At 48.7% G+C, this 17,817-nt stretch carries 14 protein-coding genes; all 14 read right to left on the bottom strand.

Translation table 11 applies throughout. The features are described 5' to 3' along the window. Positions 1 to 13: 13 nt before the first annotated feature. Complete coding sequence (locus NYR53_RS02130) at positions 14 to 1,405, bottom strand: ABC transporter substrate-binding protein (protein ID WP_261303722.1); 1,392 nt, start codon at positions 1,403 to 1,405, stop codon at positions 14 to 16. A gap of 424 nt (positions 1,406 to 1,829) precedes the next feature. Next, a complete protein-coding gene (locus tag NYR53_RS02125; RefSeq protein ID WP_261303721.1) occupies positions 1,830 to 2,948 on the bottom strand; it encodes a GntR family transcriptional regulator in 1,119 nt (372 codons plus the stop codon). Between the two features lie 123 nt (positions 2,949 to 3,071). Further along, a complete protein-coding gene (locus NYR53_RS02120; protein WP_261303720.1) occupies positions 3,072 to 5,708 on the bottom strand; it encodes a transglutaminase domain-containing protein in 2,637 nt (878 codons plus the stop codon). A 477-nt stretch (positions 5,709 to 6,185) separates the two neighbouring features. Then, positions 6,186 to 7,415 (bottom strand): serine hydrolase domain-containing protein, encoded by a 1,230-nt coding sequence (locus tag NYR53_RS02115; protein WP_261306244.1) that lies wholly within the window; start codon positions 7,413 to 7,415, stop codon positions 6,186 to 6,188. An 89-nt stretch (positions 7,416 to 7,504) separates the two neighbouring features. Continuing rightward, positions 7,505 to 8,731, bottom strand: a complete 1,227-nt coding sequence (locus NYR53_RS02110) for an MFS transporter (protein WP_261306243.1) — start codon at positions 8,729 to 8,731, stop codon at positions 7,505 to 7,507. Between the two features lie 122 nt (positions 8,732 to 8,853). After that, positions 8,854 to 9,531 carry a pentapeptide repeat-containing protein gene (locus tag NYR53_RS02105; RefSeq protein WP_261303719.1) on the bottom strand — a complete coding sequence of 226 codons (678 nt, stop codon included), beginning with the start codon at positions 9,529 to 9,531 and terminating at the stop codon, positions 8,854 to 8,856. A gap of 113 nt (positions 9,532 to 9,644) precedes the next feature. After that, on the bottom strand, positions 9,645 to 10,310 hold the full coding sequence (locus tag NYR53_RS02100; protein ID WP_261303718.1) for a TetR/AcrR family transcriptional regulator: 666 nt from the start codon (positions 10,308 to 10,310) through the stop codon (positions 9,645 to 9,647). Between the two features lie 219 nt (positions 10,311 to 10,529). Continuing rightward, positions 10,530 to 11,549 carry a LacI family DNA-binding transcriptional regulator gene (locus tag NYR53_RS02095; RefSeq protein ID WP_261303717.1) on the bottom strand — a complete coding sequence of 340 codons (1,020 nt, stop codon included), beginning with the start codon at positions 11,547 to 11,549 and terminating at the stop codon, positions 10,530 to 10,532. A gap of 76 nt (positions 11,550 to 11,625) precedes the next feature. Beyond that, positions 11,626 to 12,450, bottom strand: coding sequence for a 5-deoxy-glucuronate isomerase (iolB, locus tag NYR53_RS02090; RefSeq protein ID WP_261303716.1), 825 nt, complete (start codon positions 12,448 to 12,450; stop codon positions 11,626 to 11,628). A 17-nt stretch (positions 12,451 to 12,467) separates the two neighbouring features. After that, positions 12,468 to 13,511 carry an inositol 2-dehydrogenase gene (iolG, locus tag NYR53_RS02085; RefSeq protein ID WP_261303715.1) on the bottom strand — a complete coding sequence of 348 codons (1,044 nt, stop codon included), beginning with the start codon at positions 13,509 to 13,511 and terminating at the stop codon, positions 12,468 to 12,470. Further along, the gene (fba, locus tag NYR53_RS02080) at positions 13,508 to 14,380 is read right to left on the bottom strand and encodes a class II fructose-1,6-bisphosphate aldolase (protein ID WP_261303714.1); all 873 of its coding nucleotides are present in this window, start codon (positions 14,378 to 14,380) and stop codon (positions 13,508 to 13,510) included. The genes iolG and fba overlap by 4 nt, the downstream gene beginning before the upstream one ends. A 27-nt stretch (positions 14,381 to 14,407) precedes the next feature. Further along, positions 14,408 to 15,853, bottom strand: coding sequence for a CoA-acylating methylmalonate-semialdehyde dehydrogenase (locus tag NYR53_RS02075; RefSeq protein WP_261303713.1), 1,446 nt, complete (start codon positions 15,851 to 15,853; stop codon positions 14,408 to 14,410). A gap of 31 nt (positions 15,854 to 15,884) precedes the next feature. Beyond that, the gene (gene iolC / locus NYR53_RS02070; RefSeq protein WP_261303712.1) at positions 15,885 to 16,895 is read right to left on the bottom strand and encodes a 5-dehydro-2-deoxygluconokinase; all 1,011 of its coding nucleotides are present in this window, start codon (positions 16,893 to 16,895) and stop codon (positions 15,885 to 15,887) included. Between the two features lie 7 nt (positions 16,896 to 16,902). Next, positions 16,903 to 17,811, bottom strand: a complete 909-nt coding sequence (iolE, locus tag NYR53_RS02065) for a myo-inosose-2 dehydratase (protein WP_261303711.1) — start codon at positions 17,809 to 17,811, stop codon at positions 16,903 to 16,905. Positions 17,812 to 17,817: the final 6 nt, after the last annotated feature.

Raw genomic sequence — 17,817 nt, 5'->3', positions numbered from 1 at the left:
GCATCATGCGTGTTTATTTGCTATCCTCGAGCAGTTTACTGATCTTGGCTTCGAATTGCGGTTTCACTTTGTCTACCGCCGTTGCCGGAGATACTTTACCTTCTGTGATGTCTTTCACAATGCCTTCGAACAATTTTTCTCCATCAGGAATTCCATAGTAAGAAATGTAATTAATGTTGTTTGACATTTGCTTACGTGTATCCATGGACTCTTTGTTCGGGTAGGACTGCTGCCAAGATTGCTCGGAAAGCTTTCTGCCTTCTTCGTTCAAGCTGATTTCGTCCATAATATGCAGGGCAACTTCCGCATTTTTCGAATACTTGGAGACCATCCACATGTTGCCGAATGGCGTATAAGACACATATTTGTCGGCTTTCGGACCTTTCGGGAAGAAAACATAACCGAGTTCTTGACCCTTCATGTTATCCTTCAAACCACCTAGTTCCCAGCTGAAGCCCGCGTACATAACGCCTTTGCCGGCTACAAACTCTTTGCTGGCATCTTCTGGAATCGGCTGTTCGATTGATTTGTCCACGTTGAACAGATCAGATGCGTATTGCAGCGCTTGCATGGCGTTTTCACTGTTCAATGAGAACTTGATGGCCCCGCTCGCATCTTTATCTACAGATCCTTTATTCGTATATACCAATTGCTCCGTGAAAGCTTTCACTTTGCCATAAGCGCCTGTGATGCCCCATACGTCCGTTTTACCGTCACCATTCGTGTCCTGCGTCGCTTTCTTGGAGAACTCGCGGAACTTCTCCCACGTCCATTGGCCTTTTTGCTGCAGTTCGTACGGATCTTCCAGACCTAGCTTCTGCACCAACGTTTTATTATAGAAGATACCGTACGGGGACGGTGCGGAATCAACCAACCCGTATTGTTGGCCCTTGTAGCTGCCGCCTGCTCTCATCCAATCGATATATTTCGGATCAGATACCTTGATCCATTGATCGATAGGCTGAACAAATCCCTTGTTCACAAGCTGCGGGAACGACCAGAACAATTCCAGTCGCACGATATCCGCGAACGGCTGTCCAGAAAGCGAAGTGGTCGTGAAATTCTCAACGTATTTGTCGTAATCCCCGAATTTAACAAACTCGATTTTACAGTTATATTTCTTCTCAGCAGCTTCAATTAATTTGATTTGTGCTTCTTCGGCTGGGCCTTTCTCTTTCGCTGTTCTTGGGTCGGCTCCGTCATACCAGGCACCAATTTTTATGCTTTGACCTTTCAAATCAACTTTCTTTTCTTCCGGTTTCGCACTTTGCTGCGGCGTCGCTGCTGCTTGTGCAGTTGACTGTGGGGTCGGCGAAGTCTTGTTAACCGTGCCTTGCGAACAACCAACTACACCCGCGACCATCGTAAGAGCTACTGGAACTGCAAGTAATTTAAACGCTTTCATTCGAACCCCTCACTATCCTTTGGATTTGAAAAAATTAAAACGCTTACAAAACAATCTCTTTACAAGAACAAGTTGAATCCCATTGTGTAACACCCGAGTTATGTATGCCAACTAAAATAGTATGGATGTTTCATTCACCTTATTCAGAAGAATCGACACAATTAGATATATCTTTAACCTCGTTCTTTAATAAGATTATAGCGAAATGACCTATCTTTGTAAATAGTTAATATATCTTTTGTAAAAATAAATAACTTTAGTTATACTCAATTTATCCTGTGCACAATAAAAGGCTTACCCTATCCTTGATTGAGGACGTTAATATAGGTTGATGCAAAGCAGCTTCACCTAAGCCCCAAAAATTCTTTCGTGTAAATATAAAACCTTCCCGTAGGCATGCCTAACACCCGGGAAGGTTCGTTGTTTATAGTTGAACGGCTGGCAGATCAGTCGTATAAGGATTCGGACGTGGCCCAGTAGATTCGCGTTCTACCCATCGCACCGGAGTCTTAATTTTGTATTGCTCGGTATCCGCGTTCTCTATCCTCCGAATGATGATTTCCGCCGCCTGGCGCCCAATCGAGTAATAATCTTGGCCAACCGAAGATAAGGGAACTTCAACATGCCTGGCTATTTCATGGTCGTCAAAGCCCGCTATGGATAGCTGCTCCGGAACGCCAATTCCCATTTCCAAAGCGCTTTTGAGCAGATCGACAGCAAGATGATCATGCTCAACTTGAAGAGCAGTAACCTTCATCTGCCTCAATTTTGCAATCAACGATTGGTAAAATCCTTTCGCATTTGCCCCGTTCAACTCACGATAGAAATCCGTCAGCACGAGCTCGGAATCGATCGGCATCTTATGGTCTTTTAGCGCTTTGCAATAACCGAGGTACCTGTCTCTTACAGAACTGCGGTATTCAATGCTTACACTGGAGACAAAAGCGATTCGTTCGTGCCCAAGTTCAATCAATCTTTTGGCAGTTAAATACCCGCCTTCAAAATTGTCGGATACGACACTGCTGATAGGCAAGCTATCGAAATATTGATCGATCGTCACAATCGGATAATCGTTCCAATAGAGTGCATTAATCACATCGATGTTGCTGATCGTGCTAATTGGATACAAGATGATTCCGCTCAGGCCGCTTTTCGGCACCTTGGCAAGTATCTCTTTTTCTTTTTCCTTTTTCCAATTGCTGTTGTGTATGCTCAAATAATAGCCTTTAGAGTCCAAATAATCGTGGGCTCCCTTGATATAATCAAGCTCACTTGTAGCCATATAAGGCAATATCATAGCGATGATGGGGTGCGCTGTGTTTGGGATACCCGTATCGACGGCATCTTCCGGATATTTCACGTAGCTTCCGCTGCCGCGTTTGCGATATATCATGCCTTCCCGCTCCAGCTCGATCAAGGCGCGTTTGGATGTAATCCGGCTGACGCCGTACGACATCGCAAGCTCTACTTCGGTCGGAAGCTGCTGCTCAGGCACATACTCCCCGGATCTAATCTTTTCTTTCAAATCGCTCAAAATCTTCATATAAAGCGGTTTACTATCCAATTCCAACACATCACTTCCAGTCGTCCAGGCATCTCTTAGACAATTTGATATAAAAATCTATACCAACATTGTAAATTAAATATACCAAATTATCAAGCGTGCTTATTGGGCCCAAACAGACACTTCATCCAACTGCCTTACAACTTGCAGCGCCTCTTTACCGATACCCAGCTTATAACCGGCAGACAGATATCGGATGCGGCACTCGCGGTCCACCACAAAAACAAGCGGAAGATTGGATTGAAGCTCCGTCTCCGTCTGAATACCAGACAATACGGATTGCAGGCCTTTGCCGGAGACGTCTTTTGCAAAATCTGTTTCAGCAGGCATGCCTTCGTAAGCGTTCGGCTGAAACGCAGCAGTCACTTTATCATCCTCTACAACCAGACAAATAGAGCCACCCCATTCGTCATACTCCTTAGAAAGCTCTCGGAGCTCCCTGATCAAATGCTTCGTAGGTTCCCTATCCGGATCGATCCATGCCATGAGTAGACCGCGACCTTCGGCTAATTCCCCTAGCGCAGCTCCTTTACCATTGAAAAAAGAAAGAGACATTTCGGAATTAACCGCTCCCAAAACAGGTGCTTGAACGGATTCCTTCGTAAAAGCAGGCATAACTTCCGTAGTTCTATCTGGTAAAACAGTAAACATCGCGAATTGGACCCTAGCCGTCCCATCCGGCAATCGCGTACCTGTCGTTAACCGGTAATTGCCGGACTTCACAACAAGCGGCTCCTCATAGAAGTCCTTTTTGCCAGCGGTGAATTGAAGCGTCTTGTACTGGCCATTTTCAAAGCGCGCCAAAGAAAAGTTCCGGAAATATTCCAAATCATTATCGGCTGCAGCATTTGCCATGAACTTGATGCTCCCTATTTCCTTGTTATCTGACAAGTCCATCGGTTTATGGTCGCCCTGCTGCTTAAATACAACGTCCTTCCACGTCTCACCATCTAGAAATTGAGGACTCCGTTCACTTGGTTCAAGACGCGAAGGGATCCCTAAGCTTCGTGCCAGCGCTACGAAAAGAATGTCGCGACTCAAACGGTCGCCTTTTTGCAAGCGGAAGCTCCCTATGGGTGTCGCCATTCCCTGATAATAATTCAGATCTTCCACAATCTCAAAGTGCTCCGAAAGCCAATCAACCAACTTGACGGGATCCTCTCGAAAACTTCGTTGCTCCAAATCTGTGAATTGTTCCTGAAAAAATTTCCTATAAGGCCTTATCATCTCAAAATGAACTCTTGGACAAAGGATGTAACGCATAAACGTCTCTTCATCCCATTTATCATGATAAGCAGCGGACTGGACAAGATGATCGGCAAGCGTTGACCCTAAGGTATCCGTCAAATCTTTAACGTTCAAACTCTCTAGCAGTTTCAAAGTCCATTCGCCGTATTTCGGCGTATATTCTTGCAAAAAAGCAGCGATTTCGTGACTATTACCACGCGCCTTCTCCAATATGTCCCTGACCCTGCTCGCGGGTAAAGACAACTTTTTCGCCAATTCATCTGCCTGAAGGGCATCTACGAAGGAAGCTTCATATTTTTTCCTGATGCTCGCGCCCTCCTGAATACGACGGTTGTTCTCTTGTTTTTCGGCATCGGTGATAGCGTCTTCCGCTGCATCCGGCAGCTCCTGCGGGGGGACCATGTCGAAAACACTGATCCCATCCTGCGGCAGATTATCGGACAATTGAATCACGAACACATCGGCATCCTGCACACTAATTTTTTTCATCCCCCAAAGATGACCTGAGACCGAATGAATCAACAAATCACCAAAGCCTGCGGTTAAGAAAGCTTCCCCTCGCTCGTCTGACGGTATGGTAGCAATAGGAGAGAAATCAGCAAAGTTGTACACTTGGAAAATGACAGTAGCACCGGGCACCGGGTTTCCCTTCTCGTCCCTGACCCTGATCGTAATCTTTTTACTTGGGGCGTAAGGTCTCAACAAATTGATTTCAGAGTACCAAGGATGTGCTAAAGTAAGCTCCTCCGGACCTGGATAGTTGGCTGCAACGCGAGTGTTGACGAGCATCGCCCGCTTAGCCGGCCCTCGAAACCACCCCTCATTCAGCCGAGGCTCCGGCTCGCACGCACCAAGAAAATGCCATTTCCCGTCGGCCCACGCCTCCACCCAAGCATGATTCGAATCGCAATGCGCCCATCGCGGTGTATAACACTGACGAGCAGGAATACACAAACTCCTTAGTGCCGCCACCAATAGAGTCGACTGTTCTCCGCACCTTCCCAGCGTATTGCGGACCATCGTCAGCGGGGAAACCGTTCGCGGATCGCACCCGACATAAGTCGCTTTCTCATGGCACCAGTGATTGATTTCCAAAATAGCCTGTTCCATCGAAAGGTTCTTGACCCGATCAACTAATTGTCCGAAGAACCATCCCCGGCTATCCTCGATGTTTTCATTGTTGACTCGATATGGAAGCACAAAATGAAGAAACTCGTGATCGGGTACACGTCTTCCCCATTCCACATCTTCACGAATTTCAAGCGTAGTTCGCACATGGCTTAGAAAGAGACATCCCTCATAATCCGCCAAATCGTTCAGCGGCATGTACACATATAAAAATTTAAGAGCCCACAATTCTTCTTCCTTCATCGGCTTCTCAAAAATGTCGAAAAGCTCTTTCTCCCTGGCTTTCGCCACTGCCCGTTTGAATCGCATTTTATCTTCGATTCTCTGGACCGTAGTGCTGTCTAACGAAAAAACACTCGTCATCGTTGTGCCCACTCCCTTAGTCATTTTATAAGTGCCACATCCATAATGATATATCTTTTTAAATATATATTACAATATAGTATATCTAATTTAAATATATTTTTTTAATAAAGGATCAGAAGTTTGTTTGGGAACTGAGCGATGATATCTGTGACTCTGTCTGCTGGAACGGCGGTTATTGCACGGAAGTGGCAGCCAAGTAGATATATCCGATTGCCTGGTAATACAGAAAGGCTACATCTACCTTCCTTGGGTGCGTGGGTTTGAACATCAGCTTGCTTATCCGTGTAATGTTGTATTTCGTGCAACAATAGGCGAGAAAATCCACCACGCATGCCAAATAGGGGTAAGCTTGCCACTTCCCGTGGCGGTACCCCATGCCCATAAATAAGAAAAGTAGCAGCCAAAGACGAGAAAATAAAGTCCTGAACTGCTACTGTTTTATTAAATTTCCCCGTTAGTAAAGAACCATCGGTGTTAGTCTTCGATTGACTGGTAGACCGTGGTCCAGAAGTCTTGGATAACCCGCATCGCATCCGGAGTGGACATCCCAACCTGGGTGAGCAGGATTCCGGTAAGCTGTTTGTCCGGGTCGGCGTACGCCGAGGTGCCGGTTCCGCCGTCCCAGCCGAACTGGCCGATGGACGCGTAGTCGCCGAGGTAAGTGCGCACCGCCATCCCGAAGCCCCAGCCGCCTTGTATCCCTTGGCCGTGCGACAAGTGGACGTTATTTTTGGCCAGGTCATCTCGGAAAACTTGTTGCTCGGGTGTGAGGCAGTTGGTGGTCATCAGCTTGACAGCGGGCCGGGACAGGATCCGTTCGGTACCATGCATCCCTTGGTTCAATAGCATCTGTAAGAACGCGTGATAATCATCGACTGTTGAGAGCAGCCCCCCGCCGCCTGCTTGGAACACTGGAGGCTTGCTGTAACGTCCGCCTACAGCTTCGTCCCATACGTTGAACTCTCCGGTCTGCGGATCGGGGTTGAAGGCTGGCGGCAACCGGTCAATCTTACTCTCGGGCACGTAGAAGCCAGTGTCCTTCATCCCCAGTGGATCGAGGATGCGTTCACGCAGGAACGTCTCGAACGTCTGACCTGTGACCCTAGCAACGAGCACGCCGAGCACTTCATTGCTGACGTGGTATTGCCACCGTTCTCCGGGCTGGTAGCTCAGCGGGATTGTGCCAAGGCGGCGCATCCACTCGTCGGGGTCAGGCAACTCCATCCCTGGCATGTCGAATAGTCCATTCTCGAAGATCGCGTTTTGGACTGGGGAGCCCATCAAAGTCAGATCTACGCCGAGCCCGAATGTGGAGGACAACAGATCCCGTACGGTGACCGGACGACGCGCCGGTACAGTTTCATCCAGCGGTCCGTCGGCCCGTTTCAACACTTGCCGGTTGGCGAGTTCGGGCAGCCATGTGTCTACAGGGTCATCCAGATGAATCTTACAATCGTCGAGCAGGACCATTACCGCCGCTGCCCCAACCATCTTGGAAGTGGACGCCATCCGGAAGATCGTATCCCGGCGCATTGGCGCGCCACCTTCTGGGCGCATTGTACCTAGCGCAAGGGCATGCGTCTCACCGTTCCGGCTGACCAGGGCGACGAGCCCAGGAATCTTCCCGGACTCGACATGCCGTGACAGCACGTCGCTCATTTTGCGTAGTCCTATTTCGGAGAAGCCTCTGTTTCTTTGTCCCATCATCTTTTCCATTTCGTATCCCTCACTTTACTTTTTTATCAGTCCTATTGTTTTAAAGTATCAATTCTCTCCCGGTGGCGTTTTCCTCTTCACAAACCTCCTTTGATTGGAGCTTCTCTTACGGTCTTCGTTTCCTTCCGGCCGAGTTTAAATAAAGGCACGAGAAACAGCGAACCGACCAAGAACAATATTCCGCTTGCCGTGAATACGCCGGGAAGCGAGATCCCTTTCATCAAGATTCCCGACAGCGATAAACCGATGACCATAAAGCCCATAAACATCGGCAGCATTACACCGTTTACGCGTCCGACAAACGCTTCTTCCGTATTCTGCAAAAAGAGCGTATTGATACCGGTTTGAATGCAGGGGTATAAGAAGCCGCCCAAAACCATAAGCGCCATTGTAACAATCACGTTTTCCGACAATCCGATTCCGATCGTAGTGATCATGCTGCCGAACATTCCGATCGCCAGCAGCTTTTGCGGGGAAACCTTCTTGGCGATCACCATGACCACTCCGCCGCCGACGAGCATCGCCGCTCCGTTCGCCATGAGCATCCACTGCAGAAACTCTTTCGACTTTCCTAAATTTTCGATGGCGACAAAGATGTTTAGCGGCTGTGTCAAGCCAAAAGCCAGACCGGCCATGATAAAGGTGCCGATCAATGCCTTGAGCACTTTGCTAGCCCAAACGTACCGGAAACCGTCCGCCAACTCGCGCATGAAATGCTTACTGCCGGACGATGCTTCTTTTTCTTTGTCCTTAGGAAGAAAAGTAAGCACCAATGCAGACAGCAGAAACATCGTACCCATGACTCCGATCGAAATTTCAATGCCGAAACGTTGATAGACGAACGTTCCGATGATCGGACCGAGCACCATAAAGATCGCCACAAGCGATTGGAACATCGCCATAACACTTTGAAGCTGCTCTTCGGAAACATGCTGCTTGAACAGCTTCATGGCCGACGGCTGCGAAAACTGCGACAAGATGGACGAGACGAGCGTTGCCAAAAAAATCGCCTTCCAGTCTCCCCATATGAACGCCAACAGCACGGCACCGACGGATAACGCTGAAAGCAAATCTGAAATGACCATCGTCCGCTTGGGACGCCATCTGTCCGCGAACGTACCTCCAATGATCGAAAAGAGGAAGATCGGAGCGAATTCGACTATCGAGATGAGAGATACGTACAGCGGGTCGTTATTGGTGATTTCGGTTACGTAAAGCAGGATGGCAAAATTTCGGACCCAAATGCCGAGCTGGAGCAGTACATTGGAGCTCAAGATCGATGCTACGGCGCGATTTTTAAACAAAGCCAGCATGTTTTCTCCACCTTTCTTTTATTAACCGCGGTTCTATTAAAGAATCCGCTTTTGTTCTTTCACTGTAGAAGGATCTGAAACACTCAAACAATTCTTATGCTCGACAAGCTCACTTAAATGACTGTAACTTTTGACAAATCGGCATCCATGCCTTTGAGCAGAGCAAAGGTCAGTTTATCCATCGTTGCGCCGTCAAAGCAGATGGTTTTGATCATACGATAGTACTTTTTACTCAAAATAAACCCTGACTGGAAAGAAACATTTTTTAATGTAGCGCCCTTGAACGAAACGTCGGTTAATGCAGCCTTCTCAAACTTGACGCCGATAAACGTCTGTCCGTCGAAACGCTTCCCGCTTAGATCGGAGTTATTGAAGTCAACCCCATCAAATAAACAACCTTCAAAACTCGTATTTCTAAGATCGGTCATCGTTAGCGTGACGTCGGTCACTCTTACTCCTTTGAATTTGACTCCGTCAAGCTTAGACTTGCTGATATTGGTTTGTACAAGGATCGTCTTATTGAAGCTTGCATTTGTCAGGTCAAGCGCGGACAGGTTGCAGTTCGTCAGATTCGCTCCGTCAAAATTGGCTTCGCGTACATCGCTGCTTTTGAACGTACTGCCGGTCAAATCTGCGCCAGAAAAGTCGGAACCGTGCAGCGCGCTGCCTTTAAACTGTCCTTTATGGGCTGTAACGCCTGCAAAATCGCTTTTCGTCAGGTTGCTTGCGCTAAAGTTTGTCACTACTTGCCGTTCCATCGATTGGGAGTTCATTGTCAATTTTTGATTCATAACATTCACATCTCCTTAGAATAAGTTTTCTAACACACGTTTTGAACTTGGATCAACTATTCATACCAACCGATGGTATGAATAGTTCTAAAAATAAGCTGCCTTTCGGCAGTTTAGTTATCTATGCTGACTTCTCTAGCTGACAAACGAAACAGTTCCTCGTATCGTTGAAACATCTGCTCATCGAACAGCTCAAGCCCCAGGCCTTTCAATATTTCATGGAAAAACCTTACCTTGCGGAGCATCGCCTCGGGCGATGCTTGGATAACCGCCGGGTTTAGCCACAGGTTGGTGAGAATCAGCAACACTTCGCTAAGCTCTCTTGGATAGTCGGTTCGGATTGAGCCGTCTCGCACACCCTGTTCGATGATGGGCAGGATATAGACGGGTATGGCTTTTTCGAAGATGTTCTCGATCTGTGCCGCCAGAATCTTCGGATTGCGTAAGAGGTTCGGCGCCGCCGATGCCATTTCGTTTTGGGCGGGATTGTCGAGAGAGACGCGGGAAATCTTGCGGAGCTTCTCCAGGCCGTTCAGCCCATTGTCGTCCCGGACGCCGGACAGCATCTCATCAACGCCTTTGAACATATGCCCGATGACGGCCTGTAAGATCTCTTCCTTCGACTTGAAGTGATGGTAAATAGCTCCTTTTGTCAGCCCGCCCAGCTCATTGATGATATCCTGAACGGAGGTCTGCTCGTATCCTTTTTGAATGAACAGGTTAAGAGCCACGGTTAGGATTTGGTTGATTGTTTCTTCCGGATATTTATTTCTTGCCATTCGCCTTTTCCTTTCATACATTCGGTTGGTATGTAATTAATATATCCGATCAACCTTTTGATGTCAACCCCAAAAAAATTAAAATCTTTAGTTTTTTTGGGGTGCTTTGAATCACAACTGCTTTCGGCATGGTGGTCAGCGACAAAGGCTCCCTCTCCCCTAACCCAACAAAAAAAGCCGCCCCCCACAAAGGGAAGCAGCCTAATAAGCTACATTATATTAATCACAAACCGTTGGAGCCGCAGTTGATTGCCTAACAATCAGCTCTGGAGGCATCACAACACGCTGCTTGGCTTTCGCTTCTTTCTTCAATTCCTGGATTAGCAAATCCACGACCATTTTCCCCATCGGCTCAATCGGCTGAGCGACAGTTGTAAGCGGCGGGTCTGTGACTGAAGCCAGAATCGTGTTATCGAAACCGATCACGGACAGCTCCTCTGGCACGCGTAGGCCAAGCTGTTTGGCCGCCTGAAGCGCGCCAATAGCCAGCAAATCGTTACAACAAAACAGCGCGGTCGGCCGATCAGGGTTCGATTGATCCAACAGTTCAAGCGCTTCACGCTTCCCATCCGCTACAACGTAGTGGCAGTTGCGTACACTGTTTTCCGGCAGCTGAACCCCTGCTTCTTCCAGCTTGCTCTTGAAGCCGCGCACCCTCTCCCGGCTGCTGCTTACTTTCGAATGCTCAGCCAGAATGGCCATACGGCGATGACCCAAATCGAGTAGATGCGTTGCAGACAACGCCCCTCCGACAAAGTCATCCACGACGACCGTATGAACGTCGAGATCAGGCATTTCCCTCGCAATCATAGCTATGGGGATCGCTCTCTCCATCAATGGAGTCAGCATATCTTTATTGTCCATCCCCGTACCAATGATCATGGCATCCACGCTTTTTTGCTGGAGCAAATTCAGATATCGCTCCACCCGTTCATCTTTATTATCGCTGCTGCAAATGACCAGGCTATAGCCCATATGATGGCCTTGGTCCTCTACAGCTCGAGCAATTTCCGCAAAAAAGGGATTGGAAATATCGGGCACAAGCAGACCTAATGTATAGGTCTTTTTACCAGTTAGCGCTGACGCGATAACGCTAGGCTGGTAATTGAGCCGCTCCATAATTTTTATGATTTCACCGCGTCGTTCTTCGCTTATTTTTCCTTTGCCGTTCATGACCTGCGAGACCGCCGCAATGGACACACCGGCCTCTCTTGCCACATCATAGATGGTTGCCTTCATCCTACTACCCCATTTTTCTTGAAGGATACTTTTTTTCTTCCATTATGAAGGGGCTGACGGGAACTTGCAAACCGGCTTACGCTTCGCGGGGCTTCGTCATAATCCAGGCGTGCTCCGGATCATTATGAAACTTCCATGTTCGCGTTGGTCCCGCCATAACATTCAGATAATACACATCATAGCCAGGAGGCGCCGAAACAGGGTGATAGCCGCGCGGAACGAGCACGGTTTCGCCATTCTTAACAATCAGCGTCTCATCGAGCGACCTGTCGTCCGTGTACACACGTTGAACCGCAAAGCCATGCCCCGGATCGACGCGATAATAATACGTTTCTTCCAGAAACGATTCGTCCGGAAGCGCATCGCGATCATGCTTGTGAGGCGGGTAGCTCGACCAGTGCCCATTCGGTGTGAAGACTTCAACCACGAGCAAGCTATCCGCTGGCTCCTGCTCCGGCAGTATGTTATGGATTTGGCGCTCTATATTGCCATAACCACGAGTCTCTACTCCCACCTGATCAGGCGCAATCAGACGTGCCTGATGGTTGCCAGCGCCAGGAGCGGAGCAAATAGCAAGCTCCACCGCTGTCAGTGCGGTGACTTCGTAGCGATCATCATTTGGTACATAGACGGAATATGGCGGGATTTTCTCAAATACGCTCATCCGCTGCCCAATATTTTTCCACTCAGCTTGCTTGGTAACCACATCGGCTTTACCAGTGAGCAAAACCAGACAAACTTCCAGCCCGGCTGTCTCGCGGCTTACAGATTGCCCCTCCGCAAGCTGAATAACTTCGAAACCAACATACTTCCATCCTGCTGACTCCGGAGTCACTGTCAAAAGGCTGCCTTCCTCATTCGGCGAAGAGGCCGGCGTTACGATCAGTTTGGACCTGTTCATGTTAACGTCTCCCTCCCCTACTGAGATACCGAGGTCTGTTTAAGCAAATCTAACGCCTCGCTCACTTTCACCGGTCGGCCCAAACGGGAGGACAGCTTAGCGGCTAAGGCAATCCGCTCGGCCTGCATACCGTCGTTGCCACTCACAGGTACAGGCTTATCATTCAACAAGCAATCTATGAAAATTTGTGTTTCTTCCATATAGGCAGCCTGATAGCGTTCCAGGAAGAAATGCAGCGGCTTTTCGCTAACAATAGCTTCCGCCGTACTAATTACAGCCGTGTTAGGGTGATCGTTGGCAACCGCTACACTGCCTTTGGAGCCAAATACCTCAACCCGTTGGTCATAGCCGTATACCGCTTGACGGCTGTTATCGATGACACCAAGAGCACCGTTCTGGAACTTCAGCGTTACGATTGCGGTATCGACATCGCCGTGCTCGGCGAAAACCGGGTTAATGAGCACATTGCCCTGCGCATACACTTCCTCAACCTCGCTGCCCGCAACATAGCGAGCCATGTCGAAGTCATGGATCATCATGTCCATGAAAATACCGCCCGACACCTTGATGTAATCAGGGTGTGGTGGATTCGGATCACGGGACGTGATTTTCACGATATGCGGATCGCCAATTGTTCCTCCTTGAACAACCTCGCGAACCCGCTTGAAGTTGTGGTCAAATCTGCGATTGAAGCCGATTTGCAGCTTCACACCTGCCTGATTAACCGCTGCAATAGCCGCTTCGGTTTGCGTGATATCCATGCTGATTGGTTTCTCGCAGAAAATATGTTTACCCGCCAGTGCCGCCAGTTGAATGAGCGGGACATGCGTATCCGTAGATGAGCAAATAAAGATGGCATCGATGTCAGGGTTATCAATAAGCTCATGGCTGTCTTTGGTAACTGTCTTAATCTGACGTGCAGCAGCCCATGCCTCTAACTCAGGACCGGCGAATAAATCACTCACCGCAATAATTTCAACCCCAGGTATACGCAGCAAATTGTCTGCGTGGATTTTACCAATTCGGCCGGCACCAATAATGCCGATTTTAATTTTTTTCATCCTATGTTTCCTCCCGCTTTGCCTGTTGAACCGAATAATTGAATTTTAGCTCTAACGGACGCGATGATCGCTTCCCGTGCCGGCACTAAATAGTTTCTTGGATCGTATGCCTCCGGATGCTCATTCAAGAACGAACGGATAGCGGCTGTACAAGCGATTTGATTATCCGTATTCACGTTGATTTTGGCTGTACCGCAAGCGATTGCTTGACGGATCTCTTCATCTGGCAGACCGCTTCCGCCATGAAGCACAAGCGGCAGTCCTGTCAGTGTTCTAATTTCAGCCATTCGATCGAAACCGAGCTTTGGCTGTCCTCGATAAGGTCCGTGAACAGACCCAAGGGCAGGAGCTAAGCAATCGATCCCCGTCTCCCTTACTAAACGAACGCAGTCCTCGGCAACAGCGTACATGCCTTCAGCTTCGTCTACGACTAAGTCATCCTCACGTCCGGTAATCCGGCCCAGTTCCGACTCCACCGATACACCCAGCACATGCGCGGCTTGTGTCACCTGACGAGTGACCTCAATATTGTGCTCAAGCGAATGATGAGAAGCATCAATCATGACAGAGGTAAATCCGGCATGAATCGCACGGATACATAGGTCGTAGCTGGTTCCGTGGTCTAAATGAAGAGCTACTGGGACGGTTATCCCATAATGCTCAATCAGCGATTTCACCATGCCTACAATACAGTTCAGTCCGCCCATATACGGGATATAAGCTTCACTTACGCCGAGAATGACAGGCGCTTGTTCTTGCTGAGCAGCCTGTAGAATCGCTTGCGTAAATTCTAGGTTGTTCAAATTAAACTGCCCGACCGCATATTTTCCTGCCAAAGCCTGCTGCAGCATCTCTTTCATTGACACCATGAAGTTCACCTCTCCCCGAACCCGCTGTTACCAGCGAGCAGTGACCATTTTCTTACGCGTATAGAACTCCACGCCGTCCGTCCCATTCGCATGTAAATCGCCATAGAACGATTTTTTCCAGCCAGAGAAAGGGAAGAAAGCCATTGGTGCAGGAACACCAAGGTTCACGCCGAGCATACCGGCATCGATATTTTCACGGAATTGGCGTACATTGCTGCCATCCTTCGTAAAGAGACATGCGCCGTTGGCAAAATCGGAGCGATTGGAAAGCTCGATCGCTTCCTCAAGAGTAGCCACTCGAACGATGGAGAGAACAGGTGCAAAAATCTCGTCTTCCCAAATTTTCATCCCGCACTCAACTTGGTCAAAGATCGTAGGTCCCACGAAATATCCTTGCCCCTCAGAAGCAGCGTCCTTACGTCCATCGCGGACCAGAAGCGCTCCTTCGTTTTCGCCGATTTCAATATATTTTAACGTTCTTTCTTTATGCTGACCGCGAATAACAGGCCCTAAGAAAATGCCTTCTTCCAATCCATTACCAATCGTAATCCGATCAGCAGCTTCAAGCAGCTTGCTTACAAGCGTATCGCCCACTTCTCCAACGGCCACCACGACGGAACAAGCCATGCAACGCTCGCCCGCAGAACCGAAGGCTGCATTGACGATTTCTTTCACAGCAATATCCAAATCAGCATCTGGCATTACGATCGAGTGGTTTTTAGCGCCTGCAAGAGCTTGAACGCGTTTGCCATGGGCAGAAGCTGTTTTGTAAACATATTCGGCAACGGGCTGGGAGCCAACGAACGAAATAGCTTTAACTTCTTTATGTTCAAGCAGGCCGTTGACCACGTCATGCGCACCATGAACGATATTGAGCACACCAGCCGGTAACCCCGCTTCGTGGAACAGCTCAGCCAAGCGGTTGGCAAGATGAGGTGTGCGCTCAGATGGCTTCAGCACGAAAGTATTACCGCAGGCAATCGCAAGTGGGAACATCCAGCAAGGCACCATCATGGGGAAGTTGAACGGTGTGATACCACCGATTACACCGATCGGATAACGGTACATACCAGATTCAAGATTGGACGCGATATCCGGAAGCTGTTTGCCCATCATTAACGATGGAGCCCCAGCAGCGAATTCTACGCACTCGATGCCGCGAAGCACTTCTCCGTAAGCTTCATTGTAGCTTTTGCCGTTTTCTTGCGTAACGATCCGCGCCAGCTCATCCCAATGCTCAACCAGCAGCTGTTGGTATTTGAACAATACGCGAGCCCTGCGTGGTACAGGTGTGCGGCTCCAAGTTTGGAAAGCTTCTTGTGCCGTACGAACCGCATGATCCACATCATCTTTCGTAGAAATTGGAAGATGTGCAAGAATCTCTTCTGTTGCAGGGTTATAAACCGGTTCTGTTTGTGTGGATGTTGAAGCGATCCATTCGCCGCCGATCCAGTTTTTCAAAGTTGTTGTCATATGTGGACTCTCCTTTAGTAGTTCGAATTCATTAAGATGCTGTAATTTCACCGCGGTTGCAGCGCTCGATATAGTCATTTACTTGATCCGTCGTCGGCATCGCATCCGAGCAGCTGTGACTCGAAATCACGATACAAGCTGCGGCACTGCCGTATTCCATACTTTTCTCAATTGTCCAACCTTGCATGATGCCATAAATAAAGCCAGCCGCATAAGAATCGCCGGCACCAAAAGTTTTGATCACCTTAGCCGGGAAGCTCTTGGCACGATGACCAACACCATCAGGCGTATAAGCGATTGAACCTTCTTTGCCATGTTTGATAATGACAATCTTGGCCGAGTAATCGAACCATTTCGCAGCCGTGATACGGTCATTTTTCTCAGGGTTGTTCTCAAAACGTTCCATCATATCGAATTCTTCACGGGTACCCAGAATGATGTCACATTTCTCGGCAGCCAGATTGTAGTAGACAGCCGTTTCTTCCGGAGTCGTCCATGTGTATGGGCGGTAATCCAGATCAAAAATGATGACAGCCCCATGCTTCTTCGCGTATTCCAGCGCCTGAAAGACAGCTTCGCGGGACGGGCTTTGCGCAAGGGCTGTACCAGAGATCAGCAATACCTTCGCTTCAGCAATCAGTGATTCTTGCACTTCGGCCGGTGTTAGCAGCAGGTCAGCCACATTGTCACGATACATAAGGATGCTGCATTCTGTTGGGCTTTTGATTTCTGTAAAAGCTAGTCCAGTAACCGCGCCGGTATGATCTGTCACGACATTCGTGGTTTCGATGTTGTTCCGCTCTAAATAATCAGTGATGAAACGTCCCATTTGATCGTTGGCGATTTTGCCAATAAAGGCCGTTTTCATGCCCAATCTGGCCATGCCAATCGTAATGTTAGCGGGTGAACCCCCGACATATTTGGTAAAAGTCATGGTCTCTTCCATGGGACGATTAATTTCATTCGCATTCAAATCTATGCATAGTCTGCCAATGGCTACAAAATCCAGCGGCTTCGACTGCGGAAAGGAAACATAGGTCATAGGATCGTTACCTTCTTTCTGGTGGAATAAGGGATTCTATATAGTGGAGTGCTTGCTTCGCGTATTCATAAGGGTTGTGTGCAGCCGGATCCTGCTCGCCCTCCAACATCGCCCACCCTGCATATCCTTGTGTCAGCAGCTCCTCAAAAATAGGCGCAAAGTCGATACAGCCATCACCGGGAACGGTAAACACCCCTTTGCGGATACAAGTCACGAAGTCCACCTGTTCGGCGCGCGCTTCATCTAACACGGCTTGCCGGATATCCTTCAAGTGAATATAAGCAATCCGCTTCTCATGCTTGCGCAGCACAGTGAGCGGGTCCGCCCCGCCATAATAGGCATGACCGGTATCAAAAAGCAGGTGCACCAGAGAAGGATCCGTGAGTTCCATCAGCTTATCGATTTCCTCCGGACTTTCAACAACCGTTCCGCCATGGTGGTGATACGTCAGCTTCAGGCCGTACTCCTGCGCGATGGCTCCCGCAAGGTTCAGTCCTTCGGCTAAGCTTTGCCAGCCGGCTTCATCCAGACGAAGAACTTCCTTCTCGTTCGGGGAGCGGCGCGGGTCGAAGTGGAGCGAGCCCCCAACTTCCGCTGTACTGATGACCGTACTGCCCATTTCTTTGAGAAACTCGGCATGCTTCCTGTAGGCTTTCAATTCCTCGTCCCTGTAAGCAGGATCAGAGAATAGCACGGATTTCCACTGTGACACGAGGCCTATCCCCCGCTTATCCAGTTCCTGCTTCAACACCGCAATATCGGTCGGATATTTGCGGCCCATCTCGGTACCTTTCAGCCCCAACGCTTGAATATCATCTAAAATTTGTTCATATGTGGTATCCGCGCCATGTTCTTTGACGTCTTCTCCCACCCAATTAATGGGATGAATACCTAGCTTAAATGGCAGGTCTTTCATAGATCT

Origin of the sequence: Paenibacillus andongensis (genome assembly GCF_025369935.1) — a bacterium.
Classification (GTDB): domain Bacteria; phylum Bacillota; class Bacilli; order Paenibacillales; family NBRC-103111; genus Paenibacillus_E; species Paenibacillus_E andongensis.
This window is presented reverse-complemented; position numbering and strand designations above follow the sequence as displayed.